Origin of the sequence: Bacillus sp. LNXM65, assembly GCF_002998575.1 — a bacterium.
Taxonomy (GTDB): Bacteria; Bacillota; Bacilli; order Bacillales; family Bacillaceae; genus Bacillus.
In genome coordinates, this window is the sequence record NZ_PVRB01000001.1 from 254,038 (window position 1) to 272,328 (window position 18,291).

Annotated in this window: 16 protein-coding genes; all 16 read right to left on the minus strand. The window is 41.6% G+C overall.

Annotated features, from left to right (window positions below; all coding sequences use genetic code 11):
• Positions 1-32: 32 nt before the first annotated feature.
• A complete protein-coding gene (gene cotE / locus C6Y03_RS01265) occupies positions 33-578 on the minus strand; it encodes an outer spore coat protein CotE (protein ID WP_003212450.1) in 546 nt (181 codons plus the stop codon).
• A gap of 476 nt (positions 579-1,054) precedes the next feature.
• Positions 1,055-1,489: a regulatory iron-sulfur-containing complex subunit RicA gene (gene ricA / locus C6Y03_RS01270; protein ID WP_106038721.1), complete on the minus strand. Its 435-nt coding sequence runs from the start codon at positions 1,487-1,489 to the stop codon at positions 1,055-1,057.
• 1 nt (position 1,490) lies between these two features.
• Positions 1,491-3,017 (minus strand): tRNA (N6-isopentenyl adenosine(37)-C2)-methylthiotransferase MiaB, encoded by a 1,527-nt coding sequence (gene miaB, locus C6Y03_RS01275; protein WP_060596336.1) that lies wholly within the window; start codon positions 3,015-3,017, stop codon positions 1,491-1,493.
• Positions 3,018-3,174: 157 nt separating this feature from the next.
• Positions 3,175-4,356 carry a glycine C-acetyltransferase gene (locus C6Y03_RS01280; protein ID WP_106038722.1) on the minus strand — a complete coding sequence of 394 codons (1,182 nt, stop codon included), beginning with the start codon at positions 4,354-4,356 and terminating at the stop codon, positions 3,175-3,177.
• Positions 4,353-5,417, minus strand: coding sequence for an L-threonine 3-dehydrogenase (tdh, locus tag C6Y03_RS01285; protein ID WP_034662202.1), 1,065 nt, complete (start codon positions 5,415-5,417; stop codon positions 4,353-4,355). The genes C6Y03_RS01280 and tdh overlap by 4 nt, the downstream gene beginning before the upstream one ends.
• A gap of 174 nt (positions 5,418-5,591) precedes the next feature.
• Positions 5,592-8,636 carry an efflux RND transporter permease subunit gene (locus C6Y03_RS01290; RefSeq protein WP_106038723.1) on the minus strand — a complete coding sequence of 1,015 codons (3,045 nt, stop codon included), beginning with the start codon at positions 8,634-8,636 and terminating at the stop codon, positions 5,592-5,594.
• Between the two features lie 202 nt (positions 8,637-8,838).
• Positions 8,839-9,099 (minus strand): stage V sporulation protein SpoVS, encoded by a 261-nt coding sequence (gene spoVS / locus C6Y03_RS01295; protein ID WP_003211281.1) that lies wholly within the window; start codon positions 9,097-9,099, stop codon positions 8,839-8,841.
• A 201-nt stretch (positions 9,100-9,300) separates the two neighbouring features.
• A complete protein-coding gene (locus C6Y03_RS01305; RefSeq protein ID WP_034662209.1) occupies positions 9,301-10,095 on the minus strand; it encodes a TIGR00282 family metallophosphoesterase in 795 nt (264 codons plus the stop codon).
• An 88-nt stretch (positions 10,096-10,183) separates the two neighbouring features.
• Positions 10,184-11,746: a ribonuclease Y gene (gene rny / locus C6Y03_RS01310; RefSeq protein WP_003211958.1), complete on the minus strand. Its 1,563-nt coding sequence runs from the start codon at positions 11,744-11,746 to the stop codon at positions 10,184-10,186.
• A gap of 468 nt (positions 11,747-12,214) precedes the next feature.
• Positions 12,215-13,255, minus strand: a complete 1,041-nt coding sequence (gene recA, locus C6Y03_RS01315; RefSeq protein WP_034662211.1) for a recombinase RecA — start codon at positions 13,253-13,255, stop codon at positions 12,215-12,217.
• A gap of 176 nt (positions 13,256-13,431) precedes the next feature.
• Complete coding sequence (locus C6Y03_RS01320; RefSeq protein ID WP_060596326.1) at positions 13,432-14,682, minus strand: competence/damage-inducible protein A; 1,251 nt, start codon at positions 14,680-14,682, stop codon at positions 13,432-13,434.
• Between the two features lie 16 nt (positions 14,683-14,698).
• Positions 14,699-15,280, minus strand: a complete 582-nt coding sequence (gene pgsA, locus C6Y03_RS01325) for a CDP-diacylglycerol--glycerol-3-phosphate 3-phosphatidyltransferase (protein ID WP_066030887.1) — start codon at positions 15,278-15,280, stop codon at positions 14,699-14,701.
• A gap of 75 nt (positions 15,281-15,355) precedes the next feature.
• Positions 15,356-16,267 (minus strand): helix-turn-helix domain-containing protein, encoded by a 912-nt coding sequence (locus C6Y03_RS01330; RefSeq protein WP_106038724.1) that lies wholly within the window; start codon positions 16,265-16,267, stop codon positions 15,356-15,358.
• 23 nt (positions 16,268-16,290) lie between these two features.
• On the minus strand, positions 16,291-17,082 hold the full coding sequence (locus C6Y03_RS01335; protein ID WP_003211480.1) for a DUF3388 domain-containing protein: 792 nt from the start codon (positions 17,080-17,082) through the stop codon (positions 16,291-16,293).
• Positions 17,083-17,213: 131 nt separating this feature from the next.
• Entirely contained in the window at positions 17,214-17,471 is a 258-nt protein-coding gene (locus tag C6Y03_RS01340) for a DUF3243 domain-containing protein (protein ID WP_003211590.1), read from the minus strand.
• Positions 17,472-17,544: 73 nt separating this feature from the next.
• Entirely contained in the window at positions 17,545-18,273 is a 729-nt protein-coding gene (ymfI, locus tag C6Y03_RS01345; protein WP_106038725.1) for an elongation factor P 5-aminopentanone reductase, read from the minus strand.
• Positions 18,274-18,291: the final 18 nt, after the last annotated feature.

An 18,291-nucleotide genomic window follows, 5' to 3' on the forward strand; every position in this document is an offset into this window, starting at 1 on the left:
AAAACTAGGGGGATATGCGCCCTAGTCATGAATTATTCTTCTGGATCACCCGCTAGGAATTCTGGATGAATATCCTCTAACTCCTCATCCACCTCTTCTTCCCACTCGTGATCATCTTTTTCTTTCCAGCTTGAATTGACCTCTACAACAATTTTTGTTTCTCCTACCACTTCAGCAATGAATTCACGCTCTGCCTGAACGATAATTTTATTGCCGTTTGGTGAAATGGTCACTTCTAAACAATTCGGCTGCTGCAGCACTTTTGCAATCACTTCATGCTCATCATCAAGGAAATTTTTATCTTTATATCTCAGTTTGATGATGTCTACATATTTCACCCGTTCTGTGACGACTTCTGTTTTTGTGTTATCAGCGTAAGAATACCATACGTTAATATCAAAGGTTCCTTCAATCTCAACAGTTTTACCGACCTTTTCAGCATCATACTTATGATTAATGATCCAACCACCTAGGATGCTGGTTGGTTTTTGCGATGGAGAAATGGTGTGTGTGCTTTGGGTGAATTTCCTCCCTTTTGCAACCACCGCTTTTGTAATAATCTCTCTGTATTCAGACATTCCGGCATGCCTCCTTGTTCTTGATCGTTTTATCTTATGCTGGGCATTCGTCTAGTGTGTCACGATTTTGAACTTCATGTTCAATTAAATTCATTTCTGTTTCAGTGTATGCATGGTCGCCCATAAACTTGCCTTGAAAATTGGAAAAGTTGGAGAGTGAGAGTTTGAGGTTGATTGGAATGGTTTAATTTGATTTAATACAGATAGTAGTCCTTCTTTATATAAGGAGGAGATATCATGAAAGAATTTAATATTATAATAAGTATTTTTGGTTTAAGCGTTGAGTTTCGCTTCAAATCTTTTAATCTGTAAAATCAATTAACCTTCGTTCAATAAGCTTCTTTCTAACATTTTCATATTATTACTTTACGTTAAAAATAAAGGGCTACTGCATCAACAACAAAATGTTGATGCAGTAGCAAAATATAAATTACATATATTCTATAACAAAAAAACCCCGCATCTGCGGGGTTTTCTCATTTAATGGAGCAACTTGGTGATGAGTTTTTCACTTTTGAACCGGTTTCTCCTAATAAGAGGTCACCGCCGGTTGAAAGAATGATTTCATCTGTTACTTGATTAGAAATCGTATGCGCTACGAGCTGAAGCAGGGAATTGACTTCCACTTGTGATTCTTTGAATTCTTGAATCACCGGGATTTCATCCAGTTCTTCTTGCAGGGCATCGATTTTTTCTTCCACTTGCTTTAAGGCTTCATGTTTGCCGTAATGCTTTAAATTCACAGCTTGTTTTTGAAGCGCCTTAATTTGATTAATAATCGTTGAAATTTTTGTATTTTCATTGATTTGCGCTTCTGCTTTCTTGAAGAAATCAACTTCTTCTGTTTCAGAAATCATTTTAGCGAGCTCTCTTGCACGCTCGACAATCTCTTCTTTTGAATAAAGCGTCATTTTAATTCACCTCGATAGCTTCTCCAACCATTTCTCCGTCAAGAGACCAAGTTTTGGCTTGTGTGATTTTCACTTTGACGATGTTGCCAATCGCTTCTTTTGGTGCTTTAAAATTCACAAGCTTGCTTTTACTTGTATATCCGGCTAGGATTTCAGGGTTGTTTTTACTTTCACCCTCTACTAATACTTCGACAGTCTGCCCTTCATATTCCTTCATTTTTTTCGCGGAAATTTCATTCACGAGGGCATTCAGGCGCTGCAGACGTTCTTTTTTCACATGCATTGGCACGTTGTCTTGCATTTTCGCTGCTGGTGTTCCTTCTCTTGGAGAGTAAATGAACGTATAAGCGGCATCAAACTCAACCTCGCGATAGAGGGAAAGTGTTTCCTCAAACTGCTCATCTGTCTCATTTGGGAACCCAACAATAATGTCCGTTGTTAATGAAGCATTTGGCATGGCTTCTTTGATTTTGCGCACAAGATCAAGATAACGCTCACGGTCATATTTTCTCGCCATGAGTTTCAATACAGAAGAACTTCCTGATTGAACTGGCAAATGAATATGATCGAGAAGGTTCCCACCCTTAGCAAGCACTTCAATTAAGTGATCGTCAAAGTCACGCGGGTGGCTTGTTGTAAAACGGATACGCGGAATATCGATTTTACGCAGCTCATCCATCAGGTGTCCAAGACCATATTCCATGTCTTCAAAATCTTTTCCATACGCATTCACGTTTTGACCAAGAAGGGTAATTTCCTTATATCCTTCTGCCGCTAAACGTCTGACCTCTTGAATAATTTCATCCGGGCGGCGGCTTCTTTCCTTACCGCGCGTGTAAGGGACGATACAGTATGTACAGAATTTATCACAGCCGTACATAATATTCACCCAGCCCTTAATTTTTCCTTGGCGGGCTCTCGGAAGGTTTTCAATGACATCGCCTTCTTTTGACCAAACCTCGATGACCATTTCTTTTGAAAGATAGCATTCAGATAACAACTCTGGCAGGCGGTGAATGTTGTGTGTACCGAAAATCAAATCAACAAATGGATGTTTCTTCAAAATACGGTTGACGACAGATTCCTCTTGCGACATACATCCGCAGACACCTAAAATTAAATCTGGCTTTTCACGTTTTAATGCTTTTAAATGACCAAGCTCTCCGAACACTTTGTTTTCCGCATTTTCACGAATCGCACAAGTGTTTAATAAGATGACATTTGCATCTTCCGTTGAGTTTGTTGGCTCATAACCAAGCGCCATAAAGATACCAGCCATCACTTCTGTGTCATGCTCATTCATTTGACAGCCATATGTTCGAATATAAAACTTGCGGCCGTTCCCTAAACCTTGAAACCGCTCGTCAATTTGAAATTGATTGTATTCGACTTCTTCTTTACCCCGTTTTTTTGCTTCTTTTAAGGAAGGCGGAATGTACACAGCTTCAAAATACTGGCTGTAGTCCTTCTCGGATTTTTTGTCCGATGAACTTACTTGTCCGCTCGCTTTTCTCTGCTCTTCATTCATGAATTTGTACTCCTTTCAAACCAAGCTCCACCCTACAGTATAGACTATTTTGTGATGAATTGAAAATAATTCATATACAGTTTTTCTATAAAAAATGCCTATTCAGCAAGAAGGTCACAGCCAATCTCTTTATTAAAAAAAGAGAGCCTGCGCTCTCTCAATCAAGTATGTTCAGTTTTTTTGCTTCTTCTTTGATCACCGTCAGTGCACGGTCTAGTTCTTCTTTTGTGTGCTCTGCTGTGATGATGGCTCTAATTCTCGCTTTTCCTTTTGCCACAGTTGGAAAGGCGATGCCTTGAGCAAACACGCCTCGCTCTATTAAAGCCTTTGAAAAGCGGAAAGTAAGGGCTTCGTCTCCAATCATGATTGGAATAATCGGTGTTTCTGTCGGAGCAACTTGAAATCCAAGGCTGACGACTTTTCCTTTAAAATAGGCGGCGTTTTCCCAGAGCGTGCTAATTCGCTCTGGTTCGTCTAACAGTACTTCAATCGCTTCTTCACACGCTCTAGTCACAGCTGGCGGATGTGAGGTACTGAATAAAAACGGTCTTGCTTTATGCTTTAAATAATCAATTAAAACGGCTGATCCCGCTACATAGCCGCCGAGCACTCCGACAGCCTTGCTAAGTGTCCCAACCTGAATATGCACTCTGCCGTCGAGTTTAAAATGGTTGACTGTCCCGCGGCCATTTTCACCAAGCACGCCCGAGGCATGCGCATCGTCTACCATCACAAAAGCATCATATGCTTCTGCGAGCCTGACAATCTCAGGAAGTGGCGCAATATCTCCATCCATCGAGAACACACCATCTGTGACGATGAGACGCATGCGGTAATTCATAGATTTCTTTAAAATTTTCTCAAGCTGTTCCATATTGGAATGACCGTATACCTTTTTATCTGCTTTTGTTAATCGGATGCCGTCAATGATTGAGGCATGATTCAGTTCATCTGAAATCACAATATCATCTTTTGTCAGGATACTTGATAAGACCCCTTGGTTGGTCGTAAAGCCTGATTGGAACACAAGGGCTGCCTCTGTCTTTTTAAATGCAGCGAGCTTTTTTTCAAGACGTTCGTGCATCGTCATTGTGCCGGCGATGGTTCGTACAGACCCTGTGCCAGCACCAAATTCATCAATTGCCTCTTTTGCCGCTTTCATCAGCCTTGGATGTGAGGTGAGGCCTAAGTAGTTATTTGAGGAGAGCTGTATGACAGATTGTTCATTTAATGTCACAGTGGATGATTGTTTTGAGTCGATCTCTTTCAATGTTTGGTGGGTGCCTTGCTGCTTCATTGTTTCCAATTCATCTTGTAAATACGTGAATTCTTTCATCATTTCTTCCCCCTTTGATTTGATGGCAGCATCAGTACGACCTTTCCGCACGTACCATTTCTCATGAGTTCAAATCCCTTTTCGAACTGTTCAAATGGCAGCGTATGGGTGACAACTGGCTGGACATCGATGGTATTCGTTCTTAATAACTCAGATACTTGACGCCACGTCTCAAACATTTTTCTCCCCGTGATTCCTTGGACGGTTAATCCCCTAAAAACAATTTGATTCGTAATATCAATTGTCACTGGCCGTTCTGGCAAGCTTAGTATATTGACTTTCCCTCCATTTGCACAAGCTTCGAGAGCTTGATTAATGGCAACTGGATGTCCTGACATCTCGCATATCACATCTGCTCCTTCCATCCGTGTGAACTGCTTAATCACCTCAACAGGATCATCTTTTCCAATATCCACGATATGGTCTGCCCCCATTTTTCGGGCAAGATCCAGCCTGTATTCGTTTTGATCGACGGCAAACACTTGAACAGCACCGGAAGCTTTCGCGACGGCGATCGCCATTAAACCGATTGGTCCGCAGCCAAAAATCGCCACTGACTTACCTGAAACGGGTGTGTGCAGCACTGTATGAACAGCATTTCCAAGCGGCTCTTGGATAGACGCAAGCTCTACTGGCATTTGAGCTGGATTGTGCCACACATTTTGTTCAGGTACTTTGACATATTCAGCAAAGCAGCCGTCAATGTCTACCCCTAAAATTTTCGTTTCACTGCACAAATGCTGCTGACCGGTTAAACACATATAGCACTGATTACATACAACATGTGTCTCTGCCGATACAAAATCCCCTACTTTTGCACGTGAGACTTGCTTCCCTACTTTGACAACTTCCCCTGTAAATTCATGTCCAAAAATGTAGGGCGCTTTAACTCTTCCCTTTGCCCAGTCATCCCAGTTATAAATATGCACGTCTGTTCCGCATATCGAAGTGGCTTTCACCTGAATCAATACTTCATGATCATTGATTTCTGGAATCGGCATTTCCATCAGTACCGCCCCGTAAGCGCTTTCTTTTTTAACAATTGCTTTCATCGTTCCACACATGACGTACAACCCCTTTGTTAAAAAACTTCTCCCAATGAGATTTTAACACGTCTTATTTTAGTCGTAAATACCACTGTCTACTGTAAAAAGACAAATGAACACTCCACATATTTTTTTGGATATTTTTCTAAAAAAAAAGCAAATCCCCGTAGAGAAGGAGATTTGCTTTTTGCGTCACCGTCTTTTTGAAACGGCAATATATAAGGCTGGTACAATGAAGAGTGTGAGAATCGTTGAGAAAAAGACACCCGAAACTATGCAGATTGCCAGCGGCTTAAAGAGCGGATCATTACTTAATGCTACAGGCATAAGGGCAACCAGTGCTGTAAAGGCTGTTAGTAAAATTGGCCTAATCCTAGCTCTTCCCGCTTCAATGACAGCTGTCTGTTGATCGAATCCTTGCTTACGCCGCTGCTCAATAAATTCGAACAAGACAACCGCATTTCGGACCACGATACCAGCTAATGAGACAATTCCCATGGTTGCCATGAAGCTGAACGGTGTTTGTGTGACAAACAGTCCTATAACAGCTCCAGATATCGCTAAGTAAACCGTACCTAGAACTAACAATGGAAGCATCAATGAATTGAACTGAAAAGCGATGGTCACATAAATGAGCAGCAAGACAACCCCAAATAAGAGACTAATTTCAATAAAGAACTGGGTTTGATCTTCATTTTCTCCACCTTGAGAAATGGTTAGCTCCTTCGCTGCATCCGTTTTTCCTACTTGATTGACGACTTCTTTCATGTCATCTTTAAACGACTCTGACGTGCCAGGGTACGCCTTCAGCGTAATGGTCGGAATTCCATTTTCATGTGGAATGCTTTCGTACTGCTCTGTTTCTTTTTCTTTTACATATCGGCTAAGCGGCTCGAGTGAAGGCATACCACCTTCATTTGAATTGACAGGCACTTTTATTTCTTTTAGCTTTAATCCATTTTGGTGTGTAGCCATATCCTGTTTGACCACTAGGTCGATATCATTTGATCCTTGTTTAAAGCTGCCTAATGGCATGCCTTCTGTCACTAGACCGAGCTGTTTGCTGACAAACTGAGCGCTGAGACCATCCTCTGCCATTCGGTCACGGTTTAACTCAAAGGAGATGGTTTTTACCGGCTGATTGACATCGTCAGTGATCAAGCTCGCTCCTTTTTCTTTCATTTCACTTGTGAGCGTTTCTTTGATATTAATGAGCTTTGCAAAAGAGTCACCCGCAATGGTTACTGTCACAGGCGCACCGGTTGGCGGCCCTTGAACAATGGTTTTCATAAAAATATCAGCATCTTTGAATTTCTTACGCAATGGCTCTGTCATACGATCTATCAATTGTTTACTCGTCATCTGATCATTGTCTACTCTCACGACAACTTGACCAGTATGATCACTTGAATTTGAGATACTTTCATTAAACAGGTTCGGTACACCACCGCCTGCAAAGATCGCCGTCTCTTCAATGCCTTTCTGCTGTTTCATCTCTTGTTCTATTTTCTCTAATGTTTCATTTGTTTTGTCTAATGTTGTTTCACTTGGAAGAGTGACAGTGACAACCACTTCTTTTTTATTCGCTGCAGGGAAAAATTCAAATGGTGTGACGAAAATCAGTAAAAAGGCAAGCGTTGCAACGAGCAAACCACTTAGGCCAATAAGCAGCGGACGCTTCACAATATTCGTCAGCACACGGTCTGCATAAAAATCAGCTAATTTTTTTAACGGTTTGCCTAGGAATCCTGGCTCTTTTTGAATTTTCTTGTTCTTTCTTTTTCGGTTCACGGTATATTGATAGACTGGCACTAGTGTCAGAGAAATCACCATAGACGCAAGTACAGTCGTGACTAGGACAGACGGTAATGCTCGTATAAATGAACCGTTTGCACCTGATAAGAAAACAAGTGGCAAGAAAGCAAACACAACCGCAAGTGTTGAAGTCAAAATAGACCCTGCAACTTCTTTCACACCTGCAATCGTTCCTTTAAGCGGACTTTCGTATTTTTTCATCTGCCTTAAAATATTATCGTTGACGACAATGGCATCATCGACAAGTATTCCTAGGGCAATGATAAAGCCGATAATCGAAATCTGATTGAGGTCCACTTGTAAAAATGGCAGCGGAATCGTTCCGATTGTGATCGATAATGGGATGGCAAGTGAAACGATGAACGCACCGCCAATGGTAAGACCAAGTGTGGTGACGATAATGACAGCGATGACCGCAACAATGGCTTCTTTTATCAAATCATTAAAAATGGCATCCACATCACTTTTTTGTGAATAGTAGTCTACCCACTCCACACCATTTGGAAGCTGCTTCTCTTTCTCAATAACATCACTGACTTTGTCATACATTTTAGGAATATCAAGCCCTGGTTTGATATTGACTGTAAATGAATAGGCGGGCTTTCCGTTATACGACACAATGTCACTTTTCTCTTTTTCTACTTCTTTTAAGCTGCCAAGCTGACTGATTGTGACCGGCTCACGGTTCGTTTTGGAGAAAAGCTCAATCTTTTTCACTTGATCCAAACGGTCATAGGCATCAATGGACAGCTTAACCTTCTCGCCGCCTGCCCGAATGTCGCCTAGTGGAGATGTGTCAAATTCCTGATTGATGGCATTTGTGACATCCGTTACATTTAACCCTTCATCCTCCAATTTACTTGAATCTAAGTTTAATACCGCTTGTTTGTCATTGAATCCTTTGATGACGACACTGTCTACCCCTTTGATGTCCTCAACCTTTTCCTTCAACGCACGCAGCGATTCCTGACTTTTTGCCAAGTCCGTTGATTGACTCGCCACAACCATATAAGAACCAACCGGCACGTTGCCGAACTCATCCTTTACATCCGGCTCCATCACTCCGTCAGGAAAGGACGACGCAGCACTTGTGGTTTCATTCTTAATTTGATTTGCCACCTCTTGAAAGTCGGCTTGATCACCAATTTCAAGCACAATATTTGAAAAACCAATGGCAGAAACAGAGCTCGTTTTCTCTACACCATTGATATCAGATATGGCTGATTCGAGCTTATTGGTTACATTATTTTCCACCTGTTTTGCATCCGCACCAGGAAACACGGTGGAAATCGTGACGATATTCGCTTGGAATTCTGGCAGTTCTCGTTTAGGGAGCTGCGCGAATAAATAGCCGCCAGCAATGAGAACAATAAAAAATAAAATAAAAACAAGCTTTCCTCTTTTCAAAAAAGCTTCAATCATTATTTCACCTACTTAAATATTTATTTTTGATGAAGTATTTTTAACTTAACCTTAATTTATCATCATGGTGAAAAAATGCAAGCTCTAATATGTCATTTTTATCTATTTCATGAACTGAATATGTTATATAAGAAATGTATAGTGGTAAACAAAAACAACCTGCTTACATGATGTAAGCAGGTTGAAAATAATAAAATTAGAATTATCGCGGCTCAACAATCAATTTGATTGCTGTTCTTTCTTCTCCATCGATAAGAATGTCAGTAAAGGCTGGAATGCATATCAAATCCACTCCGCTTGGTGCAACAAATCCCCTTGCTATGGCTACAGCCTTGACCGCCTGATTCAGCGCTCCAGCGCCGATTGCTTGTATTTCCGCTGCACCGCGTTCACGTAAAACGCCTGCTAATGCTCCTGCTACTGAATTCGGATTTGACTTTGCTGAAACTTTTAAAATTTCCATTTCTGCTCCCCCTTAAATTTACAATGGATAAGTGAGTGTTCATTAGAACAATCTTTGTTAGATGATGCTATTTTTTGAAAATCCATCCCCAAAATGTTTTTCAAAAATAGCAGGCTACCTACCATTTTTACTATATTCACGATAGAGGGCGCATATTCCTTCTTTCTGATTAATATTTTTCTGAAATAAATATGTGAACATTTATTCAAAGAAAATATGGTCATCATTTATCAAAATTCGATCAATTTTGACAGCTTTTTTCGACTGTTCGTCAATTTCTACGATTACTGCACTTAATGTTGTGCGTCCTTCTGCAATCTCAAAACGGACTGGAAGACTCGTTTTGAATCGTTTAATAATCGTCTCCCGATCAACGCCTAAAATGCCATCATAAGGTCCTGTCATTCCCACATCTGAAATATACGCAGTTCCTTTTGGCAAAACGCGGTTATCTGCTGTTTGAACATGTGTATGCGTTCCAACGACACATGATGCACGGCCGTCTGTATACCAGCCCATCGCTTGCTTTTCACTTGTGGCTTCACCATGAAAATCAATAAAAATGAACGGTGTACGTTTGGATGCTTCCGCAATTAACTCGTCTACTTTTTGAAACGGGCAGTCAATTGGCGGTAAAAAAGTGCGTCCTTGTAAATTGATGACGGCCAGTTCTTTTCCTTGTTTTTTTATAAACGTAAGACCTTTACCAGGTGTGCCTTCTGGGAAGTTCGCCGGACGAACCATGTTGGCTGCGTCATCGATGAAATCAAAAATGTCTCTTTTATCCCATGTATGGTTGCCCATTGTAAGCACGTCAGCTCCTGCTTGCAACAGCTCATGATAGATTTTTTCAGTTATCCCTTTCCCATGAGCAGCATTTTCTCCGTTGACAATGGTAAAGTGGGGCTGATATTTCTTCTTCAACTTTGGTAAGTATTCTTTCAGTGTATCTCGTCCAGGTGAACCGACGATATCTCCAACAAATAGTATTTTCATGCGCTTTGAACCCTTTCTCTTATAAATTGACTTCTTATCAGTGTTGCATATTTACACAAAAAAATAAAGCGGCGCTAAGCGCACCGCTCTATTTTGCATACTCTACTGCGCGAGTTTCTCGAATGACCGTCACTTTAATGTGACCAGGGTAATCGAGCTCGTCCTCAATCCGCTTACGAATATCCCTTGCTAGACGGTGAGCTTCAAGATCATTAATTGAATCTGGCTTCACCATAATACGTACTTCACGTCCAGCCTGTATCGCAAACGATTTTTCAACACCTTCATAAGATTCTGAGATATCTTCTAATTTCTCAAGTCTCCGAATGTAATTTTCAAGCGTTTCACTTCTTGCACCAGGGCGTGCTGCAGATAATGCATCTGCTGCCGCAACAAGAACAGCGATAATAGATGTCGGTTCTTGGTCACCGTGGTGAGAGGCAATACTGTTGATGACAACAGGATGCTCTTTATATTTCGTCGCAAGCTCAACGCCAATTTCTACGTGGCTTCCTTCTACTTCATGATCAATGGCTTTTCCAATGTCATGCAGAAGACCTGCTCGTTTTGCAAGCTTTGCATCTTCTCCAAGCTCTGAAGCCATGAGACCTGCAAGATGTGCAACCTCAATAGAATGCTTCAGGACATTTTGTCCATAACTTGTACGGAATTTTAAGCGACCGAGAATTTTGATGAGATCCGGATGCAGACCGTGAACTCCGACTTCGAATGTCGTTTGCTCACCCATCTCGCGGATATAATCATCGACTTCACGGCGTGATTTTTCCACCATTTCTTCAATTCGTGCAGGATGAATGCGGCCATCCTGGACTAGCTTGTCCAGAGCTATCCTCGCTGTTTCACGTCTAATCGGATCAAAGCCCGATAGGATAACAGCTTCAGGTGTATCATCTATGATCAAGTCAATACCTGTTAACGTTTCTAACGTACGGATATTTCGTCCTTCACGTCCGATAATACGACCTTTCATCTCATCATTTGGAAGATTGACTACAGATACCGTCGTTTCAGCTACATGATCAGCTGCACAACGCTGTAACGCAAGTGAAAGAATGTTTTTCGCCTTTTTATCAGCCTCTTCTTTCGCTCGGTTTTCAGATTCTTTCGTCATGACTGCAATGTCGTGGGAAAGCTCATTTTCAACTTGATCCAGAATGATTTGTTTCGCTTCATCTCGAGTTAAACTAGAAATGCGTTCTAACTCGGCTTTCTGCAAACGAATCATATCATCCACTTTGCTTTCCATCTCTTCAATATGTTGTTGTCGTTCATTCAGAGAATGATCTCTCTTCTCCAACAGGGACTCCCGTTTATCTAAAGATTCGTCTTTGCGATCAAGATTTTCCTCTTTTTGAAGTAAACGGTTTTCTTGTCTTTGAAGCTCATTACGTCTTTCACGAACTTCTTGCTCCGCCTCTACACGAAAGGAATGAATTTCATCTTTCGCTTCCAAGAGCGCTTCTTTCTTCAATGCTTCCGCATCACGCTTTGCATCCTCAACAATTTGTTCGGCCATGTTTCTTGCGCCGGATATTTTTGCTTCTGCAATGGTTTTACGAACAAAGTAGCCAACAACTAAACAGATTAGGCTCAGCAAAATGGAGATGATCGTAAACATCGTAGGCGACATATTTTCACCTCCTCTTGCTATGAACTTGGTTTTACAAATAAAGTGTCGGCATGTACATTGTTTTGTGTCTCAACATACAGGGCCTTCACAGGGAATGAGATCCTCACTGCCCTTGTCAAGTTTAAATTAGTTATCAATCATGTTAAGAAAAACAAGTGATACATTCCCATTGTAATTGTGTCGGAAATACTTGTCAAGCTAGTCAGACTGAGGCGTAAGTCGTTATTTCAAGCAAAGACAGAACTTTTGACCTGCTAGCTGTCATGTAAATGTAAAAAAAAGACGCTTTTCAGCGTCTTTAGCGTGTAGACAAACCCTCGCATTCGGTGTCAGGTCTGCGCTCCGGTACTCGCCCTTCCTAGACTTCAAAGGTTTTCTATCACGCTGAAAAGAAGACAAAGGGCTAAAATAAAGATCATTTTAGCCCTTTGTCAACCATCTAAGACGCTTTTCAGCGTCTTTTAGTCTTTAAATTTCCAATTCCTCTTGTCCTTCTTCTTCTTCAGCTGCTTTCACTCCGTTTGTGTCCAAACCGTAGTGCTCTCTAATTTGTTCTTGAATCATGAGAAGAATATCTTTGTTTTCTTTAAGGAACTGTTTCGCATTTTCGCGGCCTTGCCCAAGACGTTCCTCTTGATAAGAATACCAAGCACCGCTCTTTTGTACGATATCTAGTTCGCTTCCAAGGTCGATGATTTCTCCCTCTTTTGAGATTCCTTCACCGTACATAATGTCTACTTCTGCAATACGGAATGGCGGTGCTACTTTGTTTTTCACCACTTTAATTCTCGTTTTATTCCCCATAATGTCATTGCCCTGCTTCAGCTGTTCAGCACGGCGCACTTCTAAACGAACAGACGAATAGAACTTAAGCGCACGTCCACCTGGCGTTGTTTCAGGGTTACCGAACATGACCCCAACTTTTTCACGAATTTGGTTAATAAAGATGGCAATGGTTTTCGATTTATTAATGGCACCTGATAGTTTACGAAGTGCTTGGGACATCAAACGTGCTTGTAAACCAACATGTGAATCACCCATGTCCCCTTCAATCTCTGCTTTTGGTACAAGAGCAGCTACTGAGTCAATGACAACAATATCAACTGCACCACTACGGACAAGAGCTTCTGCAATTTCAAGTGCTTGTTCTCCTGTATCAGGCTGAGAAAGTAACAGCTCATCAATATTGACACCTAGTTTTTGAGCGTAAACTGGATCGAGCGCATGCTCTGCATCGATAAATGCAGCTTGTCCTCCCTGCTGCTGAACCTCAGCAATGGCATGAAGTGCTACTGTCGTTTTACCAGAACTCTCTGGACCATATACTTCAATAATACGGCCGCGAGGATATCCACCTATTCCAAGTGCAGTATCAAGTGCTAACGAACCACTCGGTACTGTTGAAATGCGTGTATCTGTTTGCTCTCCTAGTTTCATAATAGAGCCTTTACCAAACTGTTTTTCTATTTGTTTAAGAGCCATATCTAAGGCTGCTTGACGATCACTCATTCTATTGTTTCCTCCTTTATCAATTCCACTATCTATACTATACCTTGTTTTACGTCATTTGCCAAGAAAAAAACGAACACATATTCGATTTTTTCTTGGCAGATTTTTAAGAAAAGAGTGATTTCTATTAGAAAAAACACTCTTTTATAAAGGAGTAAACCTAACAAAAAACAAAATTAACTCTCTTTTAATAAATTGAGCAAGTGATGCAGACCGTATTTCACAGCGCGCTTTCGAATGCCCGACCGGCTTCCTGTAAACATCCATTCAAACACGTCTGTATGGTCTTTCGTAGATAGCCCAATGAACACTTTTCCGACAGGCTGTCCCTCGTGGGTATCAGGGCCTGCTACACCCGTAAAACTAATGCCAATATCACTTCCCGCGAGCTTTCTAGCACCTTCAGCAAGCTCTAGAGCACACTCTTTGCTGACAGCACCATGAGAAGACAACGTTTCCTCCCGGCAGCCAAGCACCTGCTGTTTGACTTGATTTGTATAACAAACGACACTGCCGCTTAAAATCGACGATGCACCTTCAAGATCTGTCAGCCATTCAGAAAACATTCCGCCAGTCAGGCTCTCAGCCGCTGCCACTGTTTTCCCGTGTTCGTGCAAGGCCTTGGAAGCTTCACGGACAAGTGATGTATCACCATACCCGTAGAAGTACTCACCTACCCGCGCTAAAATTTTCGCTTCTGTTTCTTTTAACAGACGCTCCGTTTCTTTTTCATCCTCATGCTTAGCCGTGAGCCTAAGTGTCACTTCACCGTCAGATGCGAGAGGTGCAATCGTTGGGTTGGTTTGAGCATCAATTAAATCTTCTAGGTCTGTTTCAAGCTGTGATTCACCGATTCCGAAGAAGCGGAGAACAACAGACACGATTTTTTCCTTTAAACCCAGTTTCTCAGAAATCAGCGGCTTCGCCTCGTTCTCAAACATCGGATGCAGTTCACTTGGCGGTCCAGGAAGCAACATATAAAATGTATCGTCTTCTTGAATAAACATACCTGGGGCCATCCCAAACCGGTTTACGAGCACATCAGATCCTTCTAGAACGAGTGCCTGCTTACGGTTATTCGGCGACATGTCTCGTCCAGTCTTTCGAAAGTAGTCTTGAATGGATTCAAATGCTTCTTCATTTAGTACGAGCTCTTTTCCGAGCGTACTCGCAATGGTTTCTTTTGTTAAATCATCTTTGGTTGGTCCAAGACCACCTGAGAAGATAATAAAATTCGATCTTTCCTGCGCCACTTGAATGGCCCTTTTTAAACGCTCTGGATTGTCACCAACTGCTGTGTGGTAATAAACATTCACACCAATTTCAGCTAGCTGTTTGCTGATAAATTGTGCATTCGTATTCGTAATTTGCCCTAGCAAAAGTTCGGACCCGACTGCAATAATTTCTGCTTTTCTCTCTGACTTCAAAGCGTACACGTCCTTTTTAGTTAGAATTCTTTAAAGCTTCCCAGTTTTTTGCAAAGTAATCCCAGCCTGACACAACAGTGAAGAACACTGCTACCCACATCGCAAGGTCACCAAACGGGAATGATACAAGTTCAAATGGCAGGTTATGCAATAGAAGTGCTGAAATCGCAATGATTTGCGCCCATGTTTTCACTTTTCCAAGCATATTAGCTGCTACCACTTCACCGCCTCCGGCTAATACAAGCCTTAGACCGGTTACAGCAAATTCACGGCTAATGATCACAATCGCCATCCATGCCGGTGTGAGGTTGTATTGAACAAGTATAATTAAAGCAGCTGAAACAAGCAATTTATCTGCAAGCGGATCTAAAAATTTACCAAAGTTTGTCACTAAGTTAAGTTTACGCGCATAGTACCCATCAATCCAGTCAGTTGTCGAAGCGACAATAAACAGGATTGCTCCAACAAGATGCGTCACTTCGATGCTGACGTGACCAAAACGCGCAACACCCCAATCTAAAGGTGCAAGCATAATGATCATAAAAACAGGGATCAAGGCGATCCTAGAAAGAGTTATTTTATTCGGTAAGTTAAACATGAAATTCAATCCTCCAATAAGCCATTTTTTTATGTATATATAATAGTAGGAACAAAAGAAAAGTCATCTACTTGCTTAAGATGACTTTTCCTTTCCTTTATTCACAATCACAATGTTTTGTGTCATGGTGTTTTTAGGGTCTAATTCGTACTTAAGCGTTTCGTCATTCACCTTGATATCAATTCCAGTCGCATTGCCTAGACGGATATCGACCTGAGAGAGCTCAGACAAGTCTGTTTTAAACGATTCGCCATCTTTTAGTTCACCCATCTTCAGCACTTTTCCAGATTCGTCTCTGACGCGCAGCCATGAAGCTTTTGTTGCAGAAATGATTAACTCCATCTCATCTGCACCTGACACTTCATACGTTGTCGTTGAGCCTTCCGTATTCGTTGCCTTCAAAGAGACCGTTTCATCGTCTTTGGATGAATCCTTTGATGAGTCATCTTTTTTAGATGATTTTTCTTGATCATCTGACGAAGCTTTTTCTTTTTTCTTTTGATCCTTTGCGAGAGATGAATCCTCAGATACTTCATATTTAGATTCTGACTGCTGAGGAGCCGCCTGATTGTTCTTCTGCCCGCTATCATGATTGACCGCCTGCACAATTACATAAATGATCGCGATGACCACAAGGACGCCTCCAATAATCAAGATGGTCGGCAGCAGCTCAAGCACCTTCGAGGCAGGCTTTGGCAGCTCTCTTTGCGGCTTAATATTTGATAATTTATCAGATACTTCATCGTTATACGTGCTCGGTACATCTTTACGAAATTCTTCGAACAATTGTTCAGGATTTAGTCCAACGGCTTCGGCATATTGTTTAATAAACGCTCTGACGTAAAATTTACCTGGAATAATATCATAGTTTCCTTGTTCGATTGCTAGCAAGTAGCGCTTTTGGATTTTGGTCACCGTCTGAAGATCCTCCAGCGACATCCCTTTTTCCTCTCTGGCCTCAATGAGCCGTTTTCCCAATTCAGTCAAAACAAACACCTACCATTACCATATTAAAAATCGAAGCCAGAAAAACCAGAATGATCAAACACTTGTGGTTCTTCAGCGTGCTCATATGTAATCTCTTCATCTGCACTATTACGCAATTCAATGATATAGTCGAAATCATCCATTGTATATTCTGAATTTTGAATAAAGATGTCTGGATGCTCAACCACCTTCGTTGCCGGCAGTCTCATAATTTCTCTTAAAAGCTGCAAGTGCTTCTCAGAACCTCTTCGCGTCGACACAATCCCATCAATAATAAAGACGTTATCTGGGCTGTATTCATCCGCAATCAGCTGACTTCGGATCGTCTGTTTCAAAAGAGTGGACGATACAAAAAGCCATCTCTTGCTGGCACATACACTTGAAGCCACAATTGATTCTGTCTTTCCGACACGCGGCATCCCGCGAATCCCAATCAATTTATGTCCTTCTTTTTTAAATAGTTCAGCCATAAAATCAACAAGAAGACCAAGCTCGTCCCTTTCAAAACGGAACGTCTTTTTGTCATCCGCATCACGCTGAATATATCTGCCGTGACGAACCGCTAAGCGGTCACGAAGTTTTGGCTGTCTTAATTTCGTTACTTTTATCGTTTCCATTGTATTTAAAATTGATTCAAGGCGCTTAATTTGATCTGTGTGGTCACAGCGCAAAAGCATTCCGCGTCTTGATACATCAACACCATTAATTGTCACAATATTAATTGAAAGCATCCCCATTAGAGAAGAAATGTCTCCTAATAGTCCGGGACGGTTTACCTGTATCTCATATTCAAAATACCATTCGAGCTTTGCCAAATGATATTACCCCCTTCATTGTGGCAAATTTTTACCTTCCTTTATCATAAAGCATTTTCACATTTTTAGAAAGCACAATGTTGCTAAACGGTTAAAATAAAAAGAGAGGCACAAACGACCCCTCTTTTTGTTTAGTGCGAGCTATTATTTTCAACCAGCTTGACCATCATATTGGCAATAGCGCGCTGCTCATCTTCTGATGCAACGCTCCAAAGGTCAGCAAGTACTCTTTCTTGCTCGTTCTTTGCTTCAACTTCGTTAGCTAAATATCCGCCAATTTCATACGCAAGGTTATTGATGGTATCATCTTTTAAACCTTTATCCTGCGCATGATTTAAACGGTCACCTAAAAAGTTTTTCCAATGGTCCCAGTTCTCAAGTACTGACATGTCGATTCCTCCATTCGAAAAGATGAATTACAGCCATAGCTTTTGTCATGGAGAGACGAATTATACACGTTTTTTAACAGTACCAGCCGCCATTAACGGATAAAATTTGACCTGTCATATAACTTGACTGCTTTGAGGCGAGAAACCAAATGACATTTGCAATCTCCTCAGGTGATGCAAGCCGGCCAAGCGGGATTTCTTCCTCAAGCATTGCAATATCTTCTTGTGTGAAGCTTTTCATCATGTCTGTACGGACAGCACCTGGCGAAACAGCATTTGCTCTAATTCCACTTGGGGCAAGCTCTTTTGCCAGACCTTTAATAAACGCATTTTGCGCCCCCTTCACCATGCTGTACAGCACTTCACACGATGCACCTGTTTCTCCCCATATCGAGCTTACTACAACAATATGACCTGCTTTTTTTTGAATCATGGCTGGCAATAGGTGTTGGGTGAGCTCATATGGACTTGTGACATGCAGCTGCACCATACTGGCTAATACATCTTTTTCTGTATCTGTCACTAATCCGACATGACTTTTACCGCTATTTAATACAAGAATATCTGGGGATACAGGCAGACGGCTGACGAGCTCATCTGCTCCGCCCATTTTAGCTAAATCCGCTTGAACGACGTGCGTCTGAATATGACTTGTTTCTTCCAGCTGAGCGGCAAGCTGCACGGCTGCCTGTTCATTTTTGTGATAATGGAGCATCACGTGGCAGCCTTCATGGGCAAGCTTTTTGGCTGCCGCCTGCCCAATCCCGCCACTGGCACCTGTTATCAGCGCCCAACGACTCATCACATGGATTCCTACTTT

Bases quoted from the DNA above. Each gene is read 5' to 3' on its own strand.
- ymfI (WP_106038725.1), bottom strand. From the start codon at position 18,273: ATGAGTCGTTGGGCGCTGATAACAGGTGCCAGTGGCGGGATTGGGCAG.
- spoVS (WP_003211281.1), bottom strand. From the start codon at position 9,099: ATGGAAATTTTAAAAGTTTCAGCAAAGTCAAATCCGAATTCAGTAGCA.
- ricA (WP_106038721.1), bottom strand. From the start codon at position 1,489: ATGACGCTTTATTCAAAAGAAGAGATTGTCGAGCGTGCAAGAGAGCTC.
- tdh (WP_034662202.1), bottom strand. From the start codon at position 5,417: ATGTGTGGAACGATGAAAGCAATTGTTAAAAAAGAAAGCGCTTACGGG.
- C6Y03_RS01340 (WP_003211590.1), bottom strand. From the start codon at position 17,471: ATGTCAGTACTTGAGAACTGGGACCATTGGAAAAACTTTTTAGGTGAC.
- miaB (WP_060596336.1), bottom strand. From the start codon at position 3,017: ATGAATGAAGAGCAGAGAAAAGCGAGCGGACAAGTAAGTTCATCGGAC.
- recA (WP_034662211.1), bottom strand. From the start codon at position 13,255: ATGAGTGATCGTCAAGCAGCCTTAGATATGGCTCTTAAACAAATAGAA.
- C6Y03_RS01305 (WP_034662209.1), bottom strand. From the start codon at position 10,095: ATGAAAATACTATTTGTTGGAGATATCGTCGGTTCACCTGGACGAGAT.
- rny (WP_003211958.1), bottom strand. From the start codon at position 11,746: ATGTCGCCTACGATGTTTACGATCATCTCCATTTTGCTGAGCCTAATC.
- pgsA (WP_066030887.1), bottom strand. From the start codon at position 15,280: ATGTTTAACTTACCGAATAAAATAACTCTTTCTAGGATCGCCTTGATC.
- C6Y03_RS01290 (WP_106038723.1), bottom strand. From the start codon at position 8,636: ATGATTGAAGCTTTTTTGAAAAGAGGAAAGCTTGTTTTTATTTTATTT.
- C6Y03_RS01280 (WP_106038722.1), bottom strand. From the start codon at position 4,356: ATGATGAAAGAATTCACGTATTTACAAGATGAATTGGAAACAATGAAG.
- cotE (WP_003212450.1), bottom strand. From the start codon at position 578: ATGTCTGAATACAGAGAGATTATTACAAAAGCGGTGGTTGCAAAAGGG.